We start from the raw sequence: 19,727 nt of genomic DNA on the forward strand, positions 1-19,727 counted from the left end.
TGTTGCGCACCGGCGTCGGCGGGCCGTTGATCGAGCTGGAGCTGGCCCTCGGCGCATCGCCGCAGGTGACGGTGCGTGGTGACGCCAACTGGACGCGCGCGCTTTCGCCGCGTCACGCCCAGATCTTGCGGGCACTGGCAGCCGTCGGTTCGGCAGGTGTGGATGCCGCAGGCCTGAGCGAAGTGCTCTTCGGTGATCGCGAGCATGTCGTGGCAGTGCGCGCCGAGGTGTCCAGACTGAGGAAACACCTCGGCGCGGTCCTGCAGACTCAGCCGTACCGCTTTGCCGAGGGCGTGCGAGTTGTGGTGATCTAGCGCGCCGCGCTGATTCCGGCACGACGTCCGAAGAAGCTGCCGTCGCCGAGACTTGTCCCGCTGGCGTAACCGCCCGCACAGACACCGGACGTGCAGCGACCCGCTGCGAAGAGTCCGGGGATCGGCGCACCCGAGACGTGCAGAACCTCGGAATCGACGGTGGTCTTCAATCCTCCCAGCGTGAATCCGCCTGTGCGGCCACGGAGATCGATTGCCGCGAACGGGCCGACGATCGGCTTCACCCACTCGGACTTTTTGCCGAGCACCGGATCCGAACCTTCAGCCGCGTCCCGGTTGTAGAGGTCGACGGTGGATTGCAGCGATCCGGAGGGCAATCCCATCTCGCCTTCGAGTTCCTCGACGGTCTCCGCCACCCAGCTCGGCTGCGCCCGCAACTGTGCACTGGACGATTCGGCATTCATGCCTTCCTCGTACGCAGCTTCGTCGATCACGAGGAATGCCTGGTTATCCTGCTGGAACAGCGTTGCCTGGCCGATGCGGCCGGGGTAGGTGTCCTCGGGGATGTATCGCTGACCGCGGCCGTTGACAAGAATGCCGCGCACCATCAACTGTGGGTCGCAGAAGAACGCGACCTCGGTGGCGTCCATGTGTGCGGTGTCGGCGCCGAGTGCCTGACCGATCTGGATTGCGCGGCCGTCGTGCGCCTCGATGGAGGCCGCCGGGTGGCCGAAGATACGCGGTGCGTTCGAGCGCACCATCTCGTTGTTGTACGCGAAGCTGCCCATCGCCAGCACGACGCCCTTGCGTGCGCGAATCGCGACGTCTTTGCCGTAACGCTTGGCGACGACGCCGACAACCCGATCGCCGTCTACCACCACAGTTTGGACGCGCAGATCGTATTCTGCTCGGACACCGAGCTTTTCGGCCGTCTCGACGAGTGGCTTCATCAGCATGTAGCCGCCGCCCTTCTCGCCGGTGTTCTTCTCGGACATCTGCGGAACGTGTCCGCGGGGCGCGGGATCGACGAGGGTGTTGAACGGCGCGGCGTTCTCGCCTCCCGAGTACATCAGGCCGTCGTCGTACGGCGGTTCCCAGCCGGGCTGACCCCAGAACGATTCCTTGAACGGGACCCCGGCGTCGACGAGCCAGTTGTAGTGATCGACGCTGCCCTCGCAGTACGCGTCGATCTTCGTATCGTCGGTTCCGGGGCCGAGCGCTGCCTTCATGAACGTCTTCATGTTCTCGACCGAGTCCTCGAACCCGCACGCCTTCTGCAACGGCGTTCCACCGCCCAGGTAGATGAATCCACCAGCCAGTGACGCGGCTCCGCCCCAACCGCCCGTCCGCTCCAGGACGAGCACCTCGGCGCCGGCACGAGCTGCTTCGATCGCAGCGGTGACGCCGGCGATGCCGTATCCCGCGACGACGACGTCGGCCTCGTAGTCCCAGGTGGTGATGTCGGCAGCGGAGATCGGTCTGACGGTGGGGTCGGCCATGCGAATAGTCCTCTCGGAAGGCGAAACTGCTGATCACCCCACAGTTGCAGTTTCGACTTCCGCAGATCAGGCATGGTCCCGGTCAACGGGAGGTTTGTAATCCCCTGACCGCGCCCAGAAATGTGTCCAGGTCGGCTTCGTCGACGAAGTAGTGCGGCGATGCGCGAACCACGGCATCGAGCCCGCGGGCATCCATGTCGAGGAGGGTGGACCCGCGACCACTGACGGTGACGGTGATGTTCTGTGCTGCAAGCTGATCCCGCACCAAGTGCTCGGGGATACCGTCGACGGTGAAGGAAACGATGCCGCTCAGATGGGTTCCTCGATCGCGGACTTCGACTCCGGGAATCGATGCCAGACCTTGCCTCAGCGTGACTGCTCTGGATTCGATCTGCTCCCACACCGTGTCGGTGCCGATCGAGAGCAGATAGTCGGCGGCGACGCCGAGACCCAGGCGCGCAGCGACACTCGTTTCCCAGAGCTCGAATCGTGTTGCGTCCGGTGCGGGTACGAAGCTGTTCTCGCCGGTCCATTCCGCTCCGTGCAGGTCCATCGCAGCGGGTTCGAGTGCGTCGACGAGTCCGGGGCGGACGTACAGGAATCCGGTTCCGCGTGGCCCGCGGAGCCACTTGCGGCCGGTTGCGCTGAGGGCGTCGACGCCGAGTTCGGTGACGTCGATGGGCAATTGGCCGACGGACTGGCATGCGTCGAGCAGAACGAGCGAGCCGTGGGCCCTCGCGAGTTCGACGACCTCGCGGACGGGGTTGATCAGGCCGCCGTTGGTGGGGACGTGGACGACGGAGACGACGCGAACACGATCGTCGAGCATGTTCTCGAGTGCGTCGAGGTCGATGCGTCCGTACTGATCGCTCGGGATGATCTCGACGTGGGCACCGGTCGAACGCGCCCGCCCCAGTGCAGCGATGGCGTTGCTCGCGTATTCGACTCCGCTGATGAGAATTCGATCACCGGGTCCGAGCGGAACGGCAGCGAGGAAGTCGTTCCACGCGCGGGTCGCGCTGTCCGTCAAAGCGATATCGGTTGCCTGAGCACCGATGACCCGGGCCAGCGAATGGGGAACAGCAGCGAGGGCGCCGCTCTGACGAGCAGCTGCGACGTATCCGCCGACGTCGGCTTCACGTCGCAGGTGCTCGATCATCGTGGCCGGCACCGGCTCGGGCGGGAGCGAGGATCCCGCGCTGTCGAGGAACACCTTGTCAAGGCATCCGGGAGTGTCGCGGCGGATCGTGTCGAGATCGAACATGGCACCTTCCGTTCATGTCGGTGTGGTTCAAACTACCTGTGAACGAAGCTGTCCCGATGGAGCGAAGACTGGGCACGGCCGATGCCGTGGTGATAGGCCTCGGCGCGATGATCGGCGCCGGAGTCTTCGTGGTGTTCGCGCCCGCTGCCGCAGTAGCCGGTACCGGGTTGCTTGTGGGCCTGGCGATTGCAGCGTTCATCGCATTCTGCAACGCGACGTCGTCGGCGCAGCTTGCGGCCAGATACCCCACTTCAGGTGGGACCTACGTCTACGGACGTGAGCAGCTCGGACCCTGGTGGGGGTTTGCCGCCGGCTGGTCGTTCGTGATCGGGAAGACCGCGAGCTGCGCGGCAATGGCTCTGACTTTCGCGACGTATGTTGCGCCTACGGCCTGGCGTGTCCCCGTCGCGGTATTGGTGGTGGCAGCGCTGGTTGCAGTCAACTACCGCGGAGTCACGCGGACGGCGCACATGGCCAGGGTGATCGTCGCCGTGTCGACGACGGCGCTGTGTGTAGCGCTGGTGGTTGCCGTCGTCGGTCCTGGTGCGGTGCGCGAGTTCCCGGATCTCGCATTCGGGTCGTGGTACGGAATTCTGCAATCGGCGGGACTGCTGTTCTTTGCCTTCGCCGGGTACGCCAGGATCGCGACGCTGGGGGAGGAAGTGCGTGATCCGCGTCGAACGATTCCGCGGGCGATCCTGATCGCACTCACCGTCGCCGTCATCCTCTATGCGCTGGTAGCGGTGGTGCTGTTGGTGACGCTGGGACCTGATCGGCTGGCGAATTCGGCGCGACCACTGGCAGATGCGGTGGGCGCAGTCGGTTGGAGTTGGGCCGTTCCCGTAGTGGTGATCGGTGCCACGGCGGCGTCGGCGGGGGCGCTGCTGGCTCTGATCGCCGGCGTGAGTCGTACGGCGATGGCGATGGCCCGCGAGCGCGATCTGCCAGTGGCCCTCGCTGCAGTCCATCCACGGTTCGGGGTCCCTCACCATGCGGAACTTGTGGTCGGTGCCGTTGTGATCGCCTTGGTCTCGACAACCGATCTTCGTGGGGTGATCGGCTTTTCGTCGTTCGGAGTGCTGCTCTACTACTTCGTCGCGAACGTGAGTGCGTACAGCCAACGCGGTGTGGACCGGACGTATCCGAAGTGGCTGCAAGCGGTCGGCGCGGCTGGTTGTGTCGTTCTGGTGGTCACACTTCCGTGGATCGCGGTTGTTTCCGGCGCAGGTGTGGTTCTGGCCGGTTGTGGGTACCGGTGGATACGACTGAAGAAATTCAACGACACGTAACACCACAAAGGGTGCATCTCGGACGTTGGCGTTCTATCGTCGGTAGCGACCGCGAAGACCGCCCGAAGGGGAAGTCGAATGGTGACAGCAGCGTTGACAGCAGCACAGACCACGCAGGTGGATTCACGTCCTGCGGCCGAGGCCTACGTCGGTGGTGTGTGCTTCAAACAGGGGCCACCCCGTTTGGTCGGAGCTGAGCTCGAGTGGCTGACCAGCCAGGTTCCCGGTGGGGAGCGGCCGTCAGCAGCGACTCTGGCAAAGGCACTCGGGCGATACGCGCCCACCAGTATCGCCCCGGATTCACCAGCGGTTCCGCTTCCTCGTGGCAGCCTCGTCACCGTAGAACCTGGCGGACAGATCGAACTCTCGTCAGCGCCGCGGACGTCCGCCCGAGAACTGTGTGACTGTCTCGACGAAGACCGTCGTACTCTCGAAACACTCCTCGCGTCGTACTCCATCGAAATCAGTTCTGCCGCGGCCGACGTCGCCCGCCCACCTTCCCGGATTCTCCGGTTGCCACGTTATTGCGCAATGGAATCCCGCTTCGCCGGGATAGGACCGTACGGCACCTTGATGATGTGCAATACAGCAGCAGTGCAGGTCAGTGTCGATGCCGGCGGCAGCCCGGAGTCCATTGCCCAGCGTTGGCGGCTCCTCGGGGACATGGGGCCGGCGCTCATCGCTGCGTTTGCGTGTTCTCCACGCTTGCAAGGGGTTCCGAGAGGGGATTGGGCGTCCCAACGCATGCGGACGTGGCTCGAACTCGATTCCTGGCGAACGGTCGCAGTCCCGGAAGTGCAGGACTACGCCGGCTGGGCGCTCGATGTTCCGCTGATGTGTGTGCGAAACGAGGGCGACGATTGGACGGCTCCGCGGGGTGCCACTTTCGGGGACTGGATAGACGGCGCTGTGGATGCCGAGATCGGACGCCGACCCGTCTGGGCGGACTTGGACTATCACCTGTCCACGCTGTTCCCGCCGGTTCGCGCTGTCGGCCATCTGGAGGTTCGCTACATCGATGCGCAGCCGGGAGATCTGTGGCGAGTACCGGTAGCAGCGATCGACGCGTTGCTGTCCGGGCCTGCCGTGATGCGTGAGGCGAGTGATGCCGCAGCGTCGACGGCCGGGAGATGGCGGGATGCGGCAGAGTACGGTTTGGACGACGTCGAACTGCGTTCGGCGGCAACCTCTCTGATGTCGCTTGCCGCGTCGTACGCGCCGGAGCCGCAGTTTGTCCGTCTTCTCGATGCCGCAGCCGAACGGTGTTGTCGCGCAATTGTGCCCGGTGAGAGCGACACATGAGGGGGGAGATCACCAAGGAAGCGGTCGAGGCCGTACTTCTGCGAGCGCGTGAACGGTCGACGCTGCTCACCGACTGCGTCGACGATACCGAATTGGTCGCTCAGCATTCTCCGTTGATGAGTCCACTCGTGTGGGACCTGGCGCATATCGGCAATCAAGAGGAACTCTGGCTGGTGCGAGATGTCGGTGGCCGCGATCCGGTGCGTAGCGACATAGACGAGCTGTACGACGCGTTCAAGCATTCGAGATCGTCGAGACCCACACTTCCCCTGCTCAACCCGGCCGAGGCGCGCGAATACGTACGTACGGTTCGCGGGAAGGTCTGGGATGTGCTCGAAGCCAGCACCTTCGGACGCACAGAACTCGACATGGACGGTTTTGCCTTCGGGATGATCGCGCAGCACGAGCAGCAACACGCCGAAACCATGCTCGCAACACACCAATTGCGTTCGGGACCCACGGCACTCGTTGCCACACCCGCTCCGCAAGCGGCCCGCATGCCGGAACTCGACGAGGTCACGATCCCCGCCGGCCCCTTCGTCATGGGGACCGACGACGAACCGTGGGCACTCGACAACGAGCGCACTGCGCATCAGGTCTATCTCACCGACTTCGCGATCGACAGATTCCCGGTCACCAATGGGCAGTTCGTCGAATTCATCGAGGACGGCGGCTATTCCCGACCGGAACTGTGGTCTCGAGACGGTTGGCGGCATCGCGTCGACGCGAAGCTCCGTGCACCACTGTTCTGGGAACGCGACAGTTCGGGTTGGTGGCACGAGACTTTCGGCGTCGAGGCTCCGGTCCCACCGGACAAGCCCGTCGTGCATGTGAGCTTCTACGAAGCCGAGGCCTACGCGTGCTGGGCAGGCAAACGGCTTCCCACCGAGGCGGAATGGGAAAAGGCCGCGCGGTGGGATCCGGAATCCGGAAGATCGCGACGATTCCCGTGGGGGGACGTGTCCGCAGACGAGAAACTTGCCAATCTCGGTCAGCGCCATCTCGGTCCCGCCGGCGTCGGCTCGTATCCGGCGGGTGCATCGGCAGCAGGTGTCGAGCAGTTGATCGGTGACGTGTGGGAGTGGACGTCTTCGGGTTTCCATCCGTATCCGGGTTTCCGGGCCTTCCCCTACCGGGAGTACTCGGAGGTGTTCTTCGGCGGCGACTACAAAGTGTTGCGAGGGGGATCGTTCGGGACCGACAGCGTTGCCTGCCGGGGGACGTTCCGCAACTGGGACCACCCGATCAGGCGCCAGATCTTCTCGGGTTTTCGCTGCGCCAGAACGATTTCGGGTAGATCCTGACATGTGTCGGCACCTCGGGTATCTCGGGCCGCCGCGTTCGGTTCGTGAACTCCTCCACGACGGCGAGAACTCACTGATGCGACAGTCGTGGGCACCTCGCGAGATGCGTGGCGGCGGGACCATCAATGCCGACGGATTCGGCGCGGTGTGGTGGAACGGTGGAAGGCAGGGACGGTACCGCAGTATCTCGCCGATCTGGTCGGACCCGACAGTCGACGAGACGTTGTCCCACATCGTTTCCGGATCCGTTCTCGCCGCCGTACGTTCCGCGACGGAGGGGATGGCCGTCGAGATCGGTGCCTGCGCACCGTTCGTCGACGGAACCTACGCTTTCAGCCACAACGGAGCGGTATCCGGTTGGCCTGGCTCACTCGCCGACTTGGCAGCAGAAGTTCCGGCCGTCGAATTGCTGAAGATGCCCGCGCCGACGGATGCTGCCTTGTTGTGGACAGTGCTTCGGCATCGGTTGAAGTCGAAGCCCGCGGAAGCCGCCGTGACGAGCCTGGTTCACGATGTGGCTGCGGCGGCACCGGATTCACGATTGAACCTCCTGTTCGGCGACGGGCAGGAACTGTGGGCCACGGCGTGGTGCCACACGTTGTACACGCGGGTCGACGAGTCGCGGGCACTGATCGTTTCCGAACCGTCCGATCGTTCGCCGGACTGGGAGCAGGTGCCGGACCGGCACATCGTCTGCGCGCGTCCCGGCCATTTGATCATCACGCCGATACCGATGGGAGAACAATGAAAACCCCTACGCTCGAGGTTTATCTGACACCGGCCGAATCGGTCGACGCATTGCGAGCCGAGGCCAGGGAGGGCTTGACCGCTACGCCGAAGTGGCTCTCGCCCAAATGGTTCTACGACGCGCGTGGAAGTGAACTCTTCGAGGAGATCACGGCCTTACCCGAGTATTACCCCACCCGTACCGAACGCGGCCTGCTCGCTCGGTACGCCGACGAGATCGCGGCGTTGACCGAACCCGAGATCCTGATCGAACTGGGTTCAGGTTCCTCTGAGAAGACGCGGTTACTCCTCGACGCGATGACGGCTCGCGGAACTCTGCGAACGTATGTACCACAGGATGTTTCGGTGACGGCCCTCGAAGGTGCGGCGCAGCAAGTCGGTGCCGAGTTTCCCGGAATCGACGTGGTAGGGGTGGTCAGTGACTTCACCGGTTCGCTGCATCATCTACCCGGGGGTGGACGGCGCGCGGTCGCTTTTCTCGGTGGAACTCTCGGCAATCTCGTTCCGGCAGAACGCGCCGAGTTCCTCTCGGGCATTGCAGCGGTGCTCGATCCCGGTGAGAACCTGATCCTGGGCGTGGGGTTGGTGATCGATCCCGCAGTCCTCGTTCCCGCCTACGACGACGCTGCCGGTGTGACTGCTCAGTTCAATCTCAATGTTCTCTCGGTCCTGAACAAGCAACTGGGAGCGAACTTTCCCTTGGAGGACTTCCGTCACGTCGCGCTCTGGGATGCCGAGAACGAGTGGATCGAGATGCGCCTGGAAGCACTTCGTGAAGTCTCGGTGCACATCGACGACCTGGATCTGGAGATCACCTTCGCAGCGGGCGAGCAGCTGCGCACCGAGATCTCGGCGAAGTTCACCGAGGACGGGATTGCCGCGGAACTCGCGTCCGCGGGCTTCGGGGTGCGGAAGGTGTGGACGGATCGGGATCAGCGCTTTGCGCTGTTGTGTGCGCAGCGGGCGTGAAGTGGGCGCTTGTCAGAGGATGCTGTCTCCCCCTAGAAGTGTCTCAAAAGTTCTGTAGGCGGCAATATTTGAGAAGTGTCGAGAGTAGAGATCTGCGGTGCCAGTATGGACAGCGTCCGACACCGGCGCAAGATCCACGAGATGCGCGAGTTTTACATAGGACTGGTCATCGCTCGCGCCGAGCGGATACTCCTGCTCGCCGGCCTTGCGCTCGAATTTTGACTGCGCCTCAGCGGGGTCGCCAGCCCAGATGAGATAACAGTCCTCTCGGTGGAAGCACCCGACCCCGTCATTCTTCCCCAACTCGAATATCGCTATGCCGAAGTACGGTTGATCTCGTGTCGGATGCTGAGTCATGCGATTGAACGTAGTGACATCGGAGCGCAAAAGGTATCGGTGAATACCCCGGGATTTCGCAAAAACTTGTCGGTGGGCGCCCGTAGAATCGCTCATATGTTCGAATCGAAGACTTCCGCGGACGCGCTGTTTCGGCAGCATGCGGAAATCGCGCGCGCCCACTTCCTCGAGATCGACGCGGTCACTGCGCTGTACTTGGACCGTTGTGAGGAGGATGCCGCGGTTGGAGTCAATGAGGCTTTTCGGGGTCAATTCGCGCACGTGGAGATCGCGTCGATACTGAGCATTACGGAGTACGCCGCGCAGAAAATGATTGCACTGGGATGTGACCTGCGCTGGCGACTTCCGCGGGTGGCGGCCGCTTTTGCTTGCGGTGACATCGATCTGGCCAAAGCGATGGCACTGTCCGAAGCTCTCGCCAACGTCTCCGAGCACGCGCTCGATGACATCGAGCGACTCCTCGTGGACGGTGCCTGCCGTGTAACCGGTAACAAGTTGAAGGCGCGCGCACGAGGTCTCATTGCTCGGCACGACCCTGATGGGGTGCGTGCCAGGCGAGTTCGTGCGGAGGCGGATCGGGACGTTCGGACGTGCGCGTCGCACGACGGTATGTCGACTCTGGACGGAATGCTTCCAGCGGTCGGCGCTCAGACTTTGGCCACGAGGCTCCGTGCGATGTCGATGCAGGTCTGTGGTTCCGATCCGAGAACTTTCGGGCAACGGCGTGCCGATGCACTGATCGCATTGGCGGAAGGAAAGACGTCGTTGGATTGTCAGTGCGACGGCGATTGCACCCGTAGGGATGATACGAAGACCTCCGCGCTCCCGATTGCGACAATTCTTGTGGGTGTCAACGCTTCCACCCTGCTCGGATTCGACGACCTGCCAGGCTATTTGCAGGGGTACGGCCACATCGATGCCGACCTTGCGCGCGCGATCGCCGCGGACGCCACGTGGCAGAGAGTCCTCACCCTTGCACCGTCCGAGGTGCAACATTGTTCGACTGCGGGGGCAGCCGGACCGGTGCTCGGCGTGGGTCGGTCGATGCGCTCACCGGAGATATTGCCCGCTGCGGCAAGGGATAATCGCTCGCGAAGGAACAGTGGTTCGCGGCGCGGTGAATCCACGTACCAGCCGTCCGCGGCGTTGGTGACGATTGTAAGGACGCGAGACGGTACGTGCCGCTTTCCGAATTGTGTTGTGCGTTCTGATAGTTGCGATATCGATCACACGGTGCCGTTCGATCACGGCAACCCCGCTCAGGGAGGGCCTACTGCAGAACGGAACTTGGCCTGTCTGTGTCGAAAACATCACCGACTGAAGACGTTTGGCAGGTGGACAGTGAAGCAAATCGGAGGTGGTCTTCTGGAGTGGAAAGATCCGTCAGGACGACGAACGGTTACCGCGCCCGTAGGCCCATTCTGTGACCCCGAACTGAGAGTGCCCGACGCGGCGAGACTGCATTTGACGGACGGCGATGCGCTGGAACGACGTTTCGGACTTCGGGACAGGGGAGTGGAAGCGGATCTCGAATACCTCCTGGACTGGAGTGTGCCCGGCTGGCGGAAGGCACGATCTGCATCAAGACGTAACGCATCCCCACTGGCGAACGCTTTGCCGGAGTTTGCCGACTTCTGAAGGGGTTTCGTTTCTCCTGTGGCCTGCGGGTATAGCGAGAGGGCCCGAAAAATGGTGTTTGTCTGTTTATAGTGAGGCGCAGAACGGTTTCCGACCCGAGGAGAACGCGTGCGTCATCCGAAGCTCGCCGCATTGACCGTGGCCCTGACTGCAGTACTGGTGATGCCGGTAACGCAGAGCGTGGCTCAACCATTCCCCTTCGACCCCGGCAGTTTCGGCAACGGAAGCACCGGATCGTTGGGGAGCGACGACCCGGACATACCCATCGAGGACACCCTCCCGCAGTTGTCGGTCACCACACTGGTCGACGGACTCGACCACCCTTGGGACGTGGTGGCGGCCCCGGACGGTGCAATCCTGACCGGACAACGATCCGGCGGATTCTTCGTTCGCCGAGGCGACAACACGACAGGTCCAGTCGCTGCTGACCTTTCGGATCTCTACGCGCAGTCCGAAACCGGTCTCATGGGTATCGCGCTTGCCCGCGACTTCGCTCAGTCGCGCACCCTCTACACCTGCCAGGGATTCAGCGCTGGGGGAGTCACGGACGTTCGAGTGATCTCGTGGACCGTCGACGCCGGATGGACCGCACTCACGCGAACCGGAACTGTACTGCCAGGAATCCCGGTCTCGTCCGGGCGTCACGGGGGTTGCCGAATTCTTGCGGCGCAGGACGGAACGCTGTTCGTCGGGACGGGTGACACCGCGACGCCGAGCGTCCCCCAGGATCCGAATTCGCTGGGCGGCAAGGTCTTGCACATCAACGCCGACGGAACTCCGGCGGCGGGGAATCCGAATGCTTCCAGCCCGGTCTACACGCTCGGGCACCGCAACGTCCAAGGCTTGGCCGTGCAACCCGGAACCGGCCGGGTGTACTCGGTTGAACAGGGCACAAGCGTCGACGACGAAGTCAACCTGCTTACCCCCGGCGGAAATTACGGCTACCGCCCGGATCGGCTTCCCGGAACGTACGACGAATCCGTGCCGATGACCGATCCCGTGCGAGTGCCGGGAGCGATTGCGGCGGTGTGGCGTTCGGGTAGCTCGACGTTGGCTACCGCCAGCGCTGCCTTCACCGGTGGAGCTGCATGGGGTGCCTGGGACGGTGCGCTCGTAATGGGTGGCCTCAAGAGCAAGGAACTGATCTTCCTCCGCCTGAGTGCCGACGGACGCTCGGTCGACGCGCAGACCTTCGGGTTGGAGAACCAGTTCGGTCGCTTGCGGTCGGTGACCCCGACGCCCGACGGCTCGCTCCTGGTGACCACCGACAACGGCGCCGGCGACAAGGTGCTGCGGGTGACGCCTACGCCCTGATCTTCAGTACCAGGCGATGACCCGGCACGGACCACCCGAACCACCCGCATGCGTCGGCGCTCCCACCATCACCGTGGCGCCGACGGCCGGAAGTGCGGACAGATTTGCGAGGGCTTCGACTGCGTACTTTCCTGAGCCCAAAGCGCTTCGGTGAGCCCCGTGGGTGGTGCTTCGGCCCGCGTCGATGCTGAGGGTGTCCGAGCCCACGGCGACGATGTTGCGCTCGCGGACGAGAAAGTCGATCGCCTCGGGGTTGAATCCCGGTGTGTGTTGCACGCCGAGTGCATCTCGATTCGTGAAGGCGCCACCGGCACCGGCCCGGGTATCCCAACCCGAGTTCATCGCAACCAGGCTGCGGGGAGCGATGGTCCCGTGGAGGGACTCCCAATCGAGGATGTCCTGGCGGGTGAGCAGTGTGTCGGGGTCGACGGAGGCTCGGGCACTGATGTCGACGACCGCAATCGGCACGACGAGGTCGGCGACGGGAATCTTCTCGACGGTGATTCCGTCCGCACTGGCGTGTGCGGGAGCGTCGATGTGAGTACCAGTGTGTTCTTCGAGGCGGAGTTCGTTGAGGTAGAAGTTTCCACCTGACCCGGCGGAGCCGAGCGAGCCCAGAGATCCGGCGGCGTCGGCGATCTTCGCCAGGTTCCTCATCTCGAACGAGCGCGCGCCCGGCCACACCGGGAACTCCGGCGTCAGTACGTGGGTCAGATCGACGATGGTCTGACCTGTTGGTGCTGCCGACGCAGTGGGCTGTACAGCGCCGGCCATGACGGTCGCGCCGAGGGCACCGGTGCCCAGCGCCGCGAACATCGATCGACGGCTGATCTTCCTGCCTTCGCGTCCTATCGATTCGTAGACCTCCGACAAGACCTTCGGTGAGCACATCAGAAACTCCAGATCACTGGGATCAACACCGTTGCAACTATCAGGAACCACAACAACATCGGGAGTCCGAGCTTCCAGTAGTCGCCGAACTTGTAACCACCAGGGCCCATCACCATCATGTTCGCGGGAGTGGCTACGGGCGTCAGGAAGGAGGCCGCGGCAGCGACGGTGACCGTCATCAGAAGGGGCAGCACCGAGATGTCGAGTTCGATGGCGACCGAGATCGCGATCGGCGTGATGATCAACGCGGTTGCAGTGTTGCTGATCAGCTGGCCCAGAGTCGCCGTCACGACGAAGAGTCCAGCGACGACGACATACGGGCTTGCCCCACCGACGACGTCGACAAACGCATGCGCGAGCTTTTCGGCCGCGCCGGTCTGCTGGATTGCGGTCGACAGCGGGATCATTCCGCCGACGAGAATCAACGTGGTCCACGAGATGGACCGATGCGCCTGCTCGACGCTGATGACTCGTAGCAGCACCATCGCACATGCCGCGAGGAGTCCGGCTATCGCGGACGGCACCAATCCGAACGTCAGCATCACTACCATCGCCGCAACGACGACGAGAGCGATGACCGCGCGGGTTCCCAACGGGGCTGCCTGCTTACGGATCTGGGCAGGTGCGTCGACCACGAGGACGTTCGGATCGACGGCGGTGTGGGTGTCGAGATCGTCCCAGCTTCCTTGCAGGAGAAGCGTGTCACCGGCCGCCAACTTGACGCCCTTGGGGCCGCAGTCCTCACCGGCGCGCTGGACTGCGAGTATCACCAGATCTCCACTGTCGGTCACCATGCCCGGAAAAGCCCTGTCGCCGATCATTTCCGAGCGCGGCGGGATGATCACTTCGACCACGCCGTCGTGCTTGGTGATCAAGGGCTCTGCGGACGGCGCATCCTTTCCCATGAGCTGATACTGCTTCGCGAGGGTCTTGGCATGCCGGCTCAGGTCAGGCGACATCGACGTCCCCGCACGATGGGGGAGGACGTGAGGACCGAGAAGTACGGCGATCGCAATCGTTCCCAATACGAGCGGCGCACCGACCAAGGTGAAACTGAAGAACCCGAAAGCACCGGCCCCGGATTCCTCGGCGGCTTCGGAAACGATGATGTTGACCGGTGTTCCGGTCAAGGTGAGCATCGATCCGGCATGGGCGGCAAATGCCAACGGCAGAAGCAGTTGTGACGTCGATTTACCGAGACGTACCGCCAAGACGACCACCATCGGTACCAACGCGGCTACGGCCCCGTTGACGCTGATCAATGCGGTCAACGCGGCAACCAGCAACATGATCGCACTCACGAGACGGACTCGGGATTCGCCGACTTTCGCCAGCAGTTTCTCGCCCGCCCATGTGGTGACACCGGTGGCGTCGAGGGCTTCGCTGACGACAAAAAGCGCGGCGATGAACACCACCGTGGGATCGCCGAATCCGGCGAGCGCCTGCTCCATCGTGATCACACCGGTGGCGTACAGCGCCAGGGCAGTGCCGATCGCGATGATGCCGACCGGGATTCGGCCGATCACGAACAGCGCCACGACCAGTGCAAGCACGACGAAAGTGATGGTGATGTCATTCACGATTCGTAAAGGTACCTGCTCATACAGAACGGCCCCGTCTCGCAAGTGAGACGGGGCCGTGGGACGGACGCGAGGGGAATTAGTTGGAGGCGGCGATGCGGGCCTTCTCGAGAGCGGCCAGCGTGCGAAGAACCGTGGCCTTCTGCTTGTTCAGATCGCTCAGTCGTGCGCGAGCCGGCAACCCTTGTGCGAGTTCGGCGACCTTGATCTGCTCGTCGATCGAACCGAGCTGATCGAGAAGCCCTAGGACGCGCGTCTGGAGCGTGTCGATGTCCACGGTGTCGGTCTTGACCGGAGCGGCAACACGCGTCGCTGTGCCCGTGCTGGCGGGGCGGGAAGCGCGTGCGGGTGACGTGTCGGCGACAACCGTTGCGGCGCGGGGCCGAATTGCCTTGCGAACAGCGGCCGCATCAGGAAGGACGTCCATACGGATCTCGTTCAGGACTCGGCGTGCCTCGCGTGCGTTGACGCGGTACTCGCGCTCTTCGTCGTCGTCGGACTGCAGCGTGCCGCCGAGCGGGCGCAGACCGTACATGCCGAGGAAGCGCTTGGCGTCGTCGATGATGCCTTCGTTTTCACGGCATTTTCCGCAGCGGGGTTCGTTGCGGAACATGTCCACGGAGTTGTCGTCTCCGCACCAGACACAAGATCCTGGGCGCCACCGCCGGATCGTCGGAACTGATGAATTCAGGGAATGAGATTCGGGCCGGGATTCCAGGGTTTGCGCGTCGATCACGACGAGCCACACTAGGCGAAGATTGCGGCGCGGTGAACACCGCCCCAACATCGACCTGGGTTTCTCGACGGGAGCGTGATCAAGATCATGTCAATCGCCGCATTCGGCGGTATTCGTGTGTCCCACAGGTGGTTTCATGATGACCGGGTGGTCTGTTTCTGAGACCTTCACGAAGACGACGACGGGCGCGTACCGGTGACCGTGAAGTCACAGGTACGCGCCCGTAGTGCGGCGCGAGACTAGGCGCTGCCGTTGAACAGCGAAGTCACAGAACCGTTCTCGAAAACTTCCTTGATGGTGCGAGCGAGCAGCGGTGCGATGGACAGCACCGTCAGCGTCGGGAACTTCTTCGACTCGTCGATCGGAAGTGTGTTGGTGACAACAACTTCCTTCGCGCCACACGTCGACAGACGCTCGGCCGCAGGGTCGGAGAGGACGCCGTGGGTTGCAGCGATGACGACGTCACCTGCACCGGCCTCCTTGAGCACCTTGACCGCGCCGGCGATGGTTCCGCCGGTGTCGATCATGTCGTCGATCAGGATGCAGGTGCGACCTTCGACCTCACCGACGACGCGGTTGGACTTGACCTGGTTGGGTACCAACGGGTCGCGCGTCTTGTGAATGAATGCCAGCGGTGCTCCGCCGAGCGAGTCGGCCCACTTCTCGGCGACACGAACGCGCCCCGAGTCGGGGGACACCACCGTGATGTTCTCGAGGTTGTAGCCCGCGCGAATGTGGTTGGCCAACTGGCTGTGTGCGTGCATGTGATCGACGGGGCCGTCGAAAAAGCCCTGGATCTGATCGGTATGCAGGTCGACCGTGATGATGCGATCGGCGCCGGCGGTCTTGAGCAGGTCGGCAATCAGGCGAGCGGAGATCGGCTCGCGTCCGCGATGCTTCTTGTCCTGGCGGGCGTACGGGTAGAACGGAAGAACGGCGGTGATGCGCTTTGCCGATCCACGCTTGAGAGCGTCGATCATGATGAGCTGCTCCATCACCCACGTGTTCAGCGGTGCCGGATGACTCTGCAGGACGAACGCATCGGAGCCGCGAACCGACTCTTCGAATCGAACGAAGATCTCACCGTTCGCGAAGTCGCGCGCGGTCTGCGGGGTGACGCGGATGTCGAGTTCCTTCGCCACCTGCTCCGCCAACTCGGGATGTGCGCGACCCGAGAACAACATCAGGTTCTTCTGGTTGTCGATCCAATTCGCAGTCACTGGTTCATGCCGTCCTTTTGTACTTGCCGGTCGATCTGGTGGTGATCTGTGCTGTCTGTTGTGCAGGGCTGTCAGGTTGTTGCAGGGCCGTCAGGTTGTGCAGCTGCTGCAGCGGCATCGGCCGCGGGTGTGCCGGGACGATTCTTCTGGACCCAGCCCTCGATGTTGCGCTGCACCCCACCCGAGACGGCGAGCGCCCCAGGCGGTACGTCGTTCTTCAAGACCGTGCCCGCACCCGTGTATGCGCCGTCTCCCACGACGAGAGGGGCGACGAACATGGTGTCGGAGCCTGTTCGGACATGCGACCCCACCACAGTACGGCTCTTGTTCACCCCGTCGTAATTGACGAAGACGCTCGAAGCTCCGATATTGCTGTGATGGCCGATGGTGGCGTCGCCGACGTAGGTAAGATGCGGAATCTTCGAATGCTCGCCGATATCCGCGTTCTTGGTTTCCACGTAGGCGCCGATCTTGCCGTGTGCCCCGAGGCGGGTACCAGGCCGGAGATAGGCGAAGGGGCCGACAGTCGCGTCCGCGCCGACAACGGAGTCGGTCCCGTGCGAGCGGACGACGACTGCGCGCTCGCCGACTCTCACGTTGTCCAAGGTGGTATCCGGGCCGATCACGGCGTCTTCGCCCACCGAGGTCGTGCCGGTCAACTGAACTCCTGGCAGGAGCGTCACGTCCTGTGCGATGTGCACGTCGCAATCTATCCATGTGCTCGCAGGATCGACGACGGTGACGCCGGCACGCATCCACTTCTCAAGGATCCGACGGTTCATCTCGCGGGCGAGCGTCGAGAGCTGCACGCGATCGTTGGCGCCCGCGACGAGAACCGAATCCGCGATGTGCTGAGCACGAACACGCTTGCCCGCGCGACGGGCGATCATGATCACATCGGTGAGATAGAACTCGTGTTGTGCGTTGTTGGAGTCGAGGGACGCCAGCGCGTCGCGCAGAGTTTCGAAGTCGAAGGCGTAGACCCCTGAATTGACCTCGGTGATCGAGCGCTGCGAATCGGTGGCTTCCTTCTCCTCGACTATGGCGTTCACCTCGCCGTCCGTCGTACGAAGGATTCGCCCGTAGCCGGTGGGGTCGACGGCCGTCGACGTCAACACCGTCACCGCGGCCGCGGGAGCAGCCGTGTGCTGGGCGAGGAGGTCTGCGATGGTCTTTCCGTCGAGCAGAGGCACGTCGGCGGCTGTGACGAGTACGGTCCCGGAGAAGTCGGCCGGCAACCCCTCGAGCCCACAACTGACAGCGTGCCCGGTGCCCTTCTGCTCGTCCTGAACAGCGACGGTGACGGAACGGTCCAGTTCCCCGGCGACTGCGTTCACGGCTTCGGTGACACGCTCACGATCGTGACCGACGACGGTCACCAGGTGCGTGGGATTCAGTGAGGTTGCCGCGTGAAGCGAATGTGCCAGCATGCTGCGTCCGGCGAGAGTGTGGAGGACCTTGGGAGTCTTCGACTTCATTCGTGTACCGGCACCCGCTGCGAGAACGATCACGGCGGTCTGCACTGGTTTGAGCTCCCTCTGTCGATCAAACTGTCGATCAAGACATACATTCCGCTCGGGAAAGCATGTTGTTCACCAGCTCCGCCGCCAGGACTCGAACCTGAACTATCTGAACCAAAATCAGAGGTGCTGCCATTACACCACGGCGGATTGCCACGCATTGCCGAGCCTTGCGGCCGAACGCGCGAAAGAATAATCGCATGCCGACCCGCCGTAGGTCGAACCGCTCCTCCGATCGGGCCCCTGAAGTCCCGATAGGCTGAGCGTCCACAGCAGTAATTTGTGTGTCGGTGAGAGGAAGACAATGGCGACGGTGTCCGGTTCGGGTGGCGGGGATCCAGTTCCCGAACGAGTGACACGGATCCGGATGACCGGTACCCAACGTCGGCAACAGCTGATCGAGATCGGGCGGGCATTGTTCGCCGAACGGGGATACGAAGCGACCTCGATCGAGGAGATCGCCCAGCGCGCGAACGTGTCCAAGCCTGTCGTGTACGAGCACTTCGGCGGCAAGGAGGGGCTGTACGCCGTCGTAGTGGACCGGGAGATGTCGCGACTCCTCGAGATGATCACGTCTTCGCTCTCACAAAATCGCTCGAGAGTTCGAGTCGAGCGGGTTGCGTTGGCTTTGCTCACCTACGTGGAAGAGCACACCGACGGATTTCGGATACTCGTGCGCGATTCGTCCGTTGTCGCGCCCAGTGGGACATATTCGAGCCTCCTCAACGACGCGATCAGTCAGGTGGGCTACCTGTTGGCGGGGGACTTCTCCAGACGCGGTTTCGACCCCGGACTAGCAACGATGTACGCACAGGCGCTTGTCGGCATGGTGTCCACTACGGCTACTTGGTGGCTCGACGAACGGACTCCGTCGAAGGAAGTTGTCGCCGCTCACCTCGTGAATTTGTGTTGGAATGGGCTGACGAATCTGGAAGCCGATCCACAATTGGAGGGTTAACCAGGCGCGCCTGCCGCGCAGAGATGGATCGCGGTCTAAGCTGTGTTCGCTGTATCACGATCGTTTGATGGGCAAATGTCTCATTTGTTTGCAGGGTGGGTTGAATGCCGAACCGTGCCATCCATTTTGACGCTGTGAACGGGTAAGACCAAGAATTCGTTCGATGTGTGGTGATTGGAGGCCGGATCGATGGTGAGGCAAGAGCGGGCAGAAGCCACCCGTGATTCGGTGCTGCGCGGAGCAGCGGGTGTGTTCTTGCGCCTGGGCTATGCCAATGCCAGCTTGAGCGAGATCATCGCCGAGTCGCAGGTGACCAAAGGCGCCCTGTACTTCCATTTCGGGTCCAAGGAAGAACTCGCGCGGGCAGTGATCGACGAAGGTTCGGCACGTTTCGACGCAAAATGTGAGCTCTGGTTGGACCGTCGAACTCCCGCGCTCGAGTCACTGATCGGTATTTCGTCGGTCATCGTCGACATCGGTGCGCATGACGCCATGGTTAGAGCTACGTTCCGCTTGTTGGTCGAGATCGGGGACTATCGGGGCTCCGGGCCGGCGACTCTGGACGTGTGGCTCGACATTTACCGTGAACTTGCCAGCCGTGCGGCAGACGAAGGTGATCTGCGTTCGGACGCGGATTCTGCTGACATTGCTCGTTTCCTGTTGGAAGTTGCGTCGGGAGTTCGGCTGATGGCAGCCGCGACCGGGACCGTTCGTGAGCTTTCGGACTCCATGAAGGCATCGTGGAACCTGATACTTCCGATCGTGGTCCCGGAATCGAAAGTGGAGTACTTCAGGCAATTCGCGGCCCGTCGCCTTGCCAGTGATCACTGAAATCACTGGCTCTCCGCACTGCTCCTTTGGTCAATT

At 63.0% G+C, this 19,727-nt stretch carries 17 protein-coding genes, 1 tRNA gene and 1 pseudogene; 10 read left to right on the forward strand and 9 right to left on the reverse strand.

Features of this window, described 5'->3' with window-relative positions:
- Positions 1 to 314: pseudogene (locus YH3_RS36760) on the forward strand (transcriptional regulator); the annotation flags it as partial.
- On the opposite strand, the gene YH3_RS20185 reads toward YH3_RS36760, so the two are convergent.
- Together YH3_RS20185 and YH3_RS20190 are read right to left on the reverse strand one after the other, a co-directional pair.
- Positions 311 to 1,771, reverse strand: a complete 1,461-nt coding sequence (locus YH3_RS20185; RefSeq protein WP_064443919.1) for an FAD-dependent oxidoreductase — start codon at positions 1,769 to 1,771, stop codon at positions 311 to 313. The pseudogene YH3_RS36760 and the gene YH3_RS20185 overlap by 4 nt on opposite strands.
- 82 nt (positions 1,772 to 1,853) lie before the next feature.
- Complete coding sequence (locus YH3_RS20190; protein WP_064443920.1) at positions 1,854 to 3,035, reverse strand: aminotransferase class V-fold PLP-dependent enzyme; 1,182 nt, start codon at positions 3,033 to 3,035, stop codon at positions 1,854 to 1,856.
- Between the two features lie 14 nt (positions 3,036 to 3,049).
- Between YH3_RS20190 and YH3_RS20195 the strand changes: the two genes are divergently transcribed.
- From YH3_RS20195 to egtD, 5 genes are all read left to right on the forward strand, one after another.
- Positions 3,050 to 4,324, forward strand: coding sequence for an APC family permease (locus tag YH3_RS20195; RefSeq protein ID WP_064443921.1), 1,275 nt, complete (start codon positions 3,050 to 3,052; stop codon positions 4,322 to 4,324).
- Between the two features lie 78 nt (positions 4,325 to 4,402).
- Positions 4,403 to 5,626 (forward strand): ergothioneine biosynthesis glutamate--cysteine ligase EgtA, encoded by a 1,224-nt coding sequence (gene egtA, locus YH3_RS20200; RefSeq protein WP_064443922.1) that lies wholly within the window; start codon positions 4,403 to 4,405, stop codon positions 5,624 to 5,626.
- The gene (egtB, locus tag YH3_RS20205; protein ID WP_064443923.1) at positions 5,623 to 6,930 is read left to right on the forward strand and encodes an ergothioneine biosynthesis protein EgtB; all 1,308 of its coding nucleotides are present in this window, start codon (positions 5,623 to 5,625) and stop codon (positions 6,928 to 6,930) included. The genes egtA and egtB overlap by 4 nt, the downstream gene beginning before the upstream one ends.
- A 1-nt stretch (position 6,931) precedes the next feature.
- Positions 6,932 to 7,678: an ergothioneine biosynthesis protein EgtC gene (egtC, locus tag YH3_RS20210; protein WP_064443924.1), complete on the forward strand. Its 747-nt coding sequence runs from the start codon at positions 6,932 to 6,934 to the stop codon at positions 7,676 to 7,678.
- A complete protein-coding gene (egtD, locus tag YH3_RS20215) occupies positions 7,675 to 8,646 on the forward strand; it encodes an L-histidine N(alpha)-methyltransferase (RefSeq protein ID WP_064443925.1) in 972 nt (323 codons plus the stop codon). The genes egtC and egtD overlap by 4 nt, the downstream gene beginning before the upstream one ends.
- A gap of 12 nt (positions 8,647 to 8,658) precedes the next feature.
- Here the strand turns inward: egtD and YH3_RS36115 are convergent, their stop codons facing one another.
- Complete coding sequence (locus tag YH3_RS36115) at positions 8,659 to 9,003, reverse strand: hypothetical protein (protein ID WP_042921056.1); 345 nt, start codon at positions 9,001 to 9,003, stop codon at positions 8,659 to 8,661.
- Between the two features lie 96 nt (positions 9,004 to 9,099).
- On the opposite strand from YH3_RS36115, the gene YH3_RS20225 reads away from it, so the two are divergent.
- The gene (locus YH3_RS20225) at positions 9,100 to 10,641 is read left to right on the forward strand and encodes an HNH endonuclease signature motif containing protein (RefSeq protein WP_051649520.1); all 1,542 of its coding nucleotides are present in this window, start codon (positions 9,100 to 9,102) and stop codon (positions 10,639 to 10,641) included.
- Positions 10,642 to 10,749: 108 nt separating this feature from the next.
- Positions 10,750 to 11,955, forward strand: a complete 1,206-nt coding sequence (locus YH3_RS20230; RefSeq protein ID WP_058037014.1) for a sorbosone dehydrogenase family protein — start codon at positions 10,750 to 10,752, stop codon at positions 11,953 to 11,955.
- Between the two features lie 3 nt (positions 11,956 to 11,958).
- Here the strand turns inward: YH3_RS20230 and YH3_RS20235 are convergent, their stop codons facing one another.
- From YH3_RS20235 to YH3_RS20260, 6 genes are all read right to left on the reverse strand, one after another.
- The gene (locus tag YH3_RS20235) at positions 11,959 to 12,846 is read right to left on the reverse strand and encodes a cyclase family protein (RefSeq protein WP_030536286.1); all 888 of its coding nucleotides are present in this window, start codon (positions 12,844 to 12,846) and stop codon (positions 11,959 to 11,961) included.
- Positions 12,846 to 14,426, reverse strand: a complete 1,581-nt coding sequence (locus YH3_RS20240) for an SLC13 family permease (protein WP_007728891.1) — start codon at positions 14,424 to 14,426, stop codon at positions 12,846 to 12,848. The genes YH3_RS20235 and YH3_RS20240 overlap by 1 nt, the downstream gene beginning before the upstream one ends.
- A gap of 79 nt (positions 14,427 to 14,505) precedes the next feature.
- Positions 14,506 to 15,162 carry a hypothetical protein gene (locus YH3_RS20245; protein ID WP_030536285.1) on the reverse strand — a complete coding sequence of 219 codons (657 nt, stop codon included), beginning with the start codon at positions 15,160 to 15,162 and terminating at the stop codon, positions 14,506 to 14,508.
- A 239-nt stretch (positions 15,163 to 15,401) separates the two neighbouring features.
- Positions 15,402 to 16,382 (reverse strand): ribose-phosphate diphosphokinase, encoded by a 981-nt coding sequence (locus YH3_RS20250; protein ID WP_003946284.1) that lies wholly within the window; start codon positions 16,380 to 16,382, stop codon positions 15,402 to 15,404.
- 71 nt (positions 16,383 to 16,453) lie between these two features.
- A complete protein-coding gene (gene glmU / locus YH3_RS20255) occupies positions 16,454 to 17,905 on the reverse strand; it encodes a bifunctional UDP-N-acetylglucosamine diphosphorylase/glucosamine-1-phosphate N-acetyltransferase GlmU (protein WP_003946310.1) in 1,452 nt (483 codons plus the stop codon).
- Positions 17,906 to 17,981: 76 nt separating this feature from the next.
- Positions 17,982 to 18,052, reverse strand: a tRNA-Gln gene (locus YH3_RS20260).
- Positions 18,053 to 18,206: 154 nt separating this feature from the next.
- Here YH3_RS20260 and YH3_RS20265 point away from each other — a divergent pair.
- Positions 18,207 to 18,860 carry a TetR/AcrR family transcriptional regulator gene (locus tag YH3_RS20265; protein ID WP_003946303.1) on the forward strand — a complete coding sequence of 218 codons (654 nt, stop codon included), beginning with the start codon at positions 18,207 to 18,209 and terminating at the stop codon, positions 18,858 to 18,860.
- A gap of 189 nt (positions 18,861 to 19,049) precedes the next feature.
- Positions 19,050 to 19,691: a ScbR family autoregulator-binding transcription factor gene (locus YH3_RS20270; RefSeq protein ID WP_003946317.1), complete on the forward strand. Its 642-nt coding sequence runs from the start codon at positions 19,050 to 19,052 to the stop codon at positions 19,689 to 19,691.
- Positions 19,692 to 19,727 lie beyond the last annotated feature (36 nt).

The sequence above is a fragment of the Rhodococcus sp. YH3-3 genome, from assembly GCF_001653035.1.
Classification (GTDB): Bacteria; Actinomycetota; Actinomycetes; order Mycobacteriales; family Mycobacteriaceae; genus Rhodococcus_F; species Rhodococcus_F qingshengii.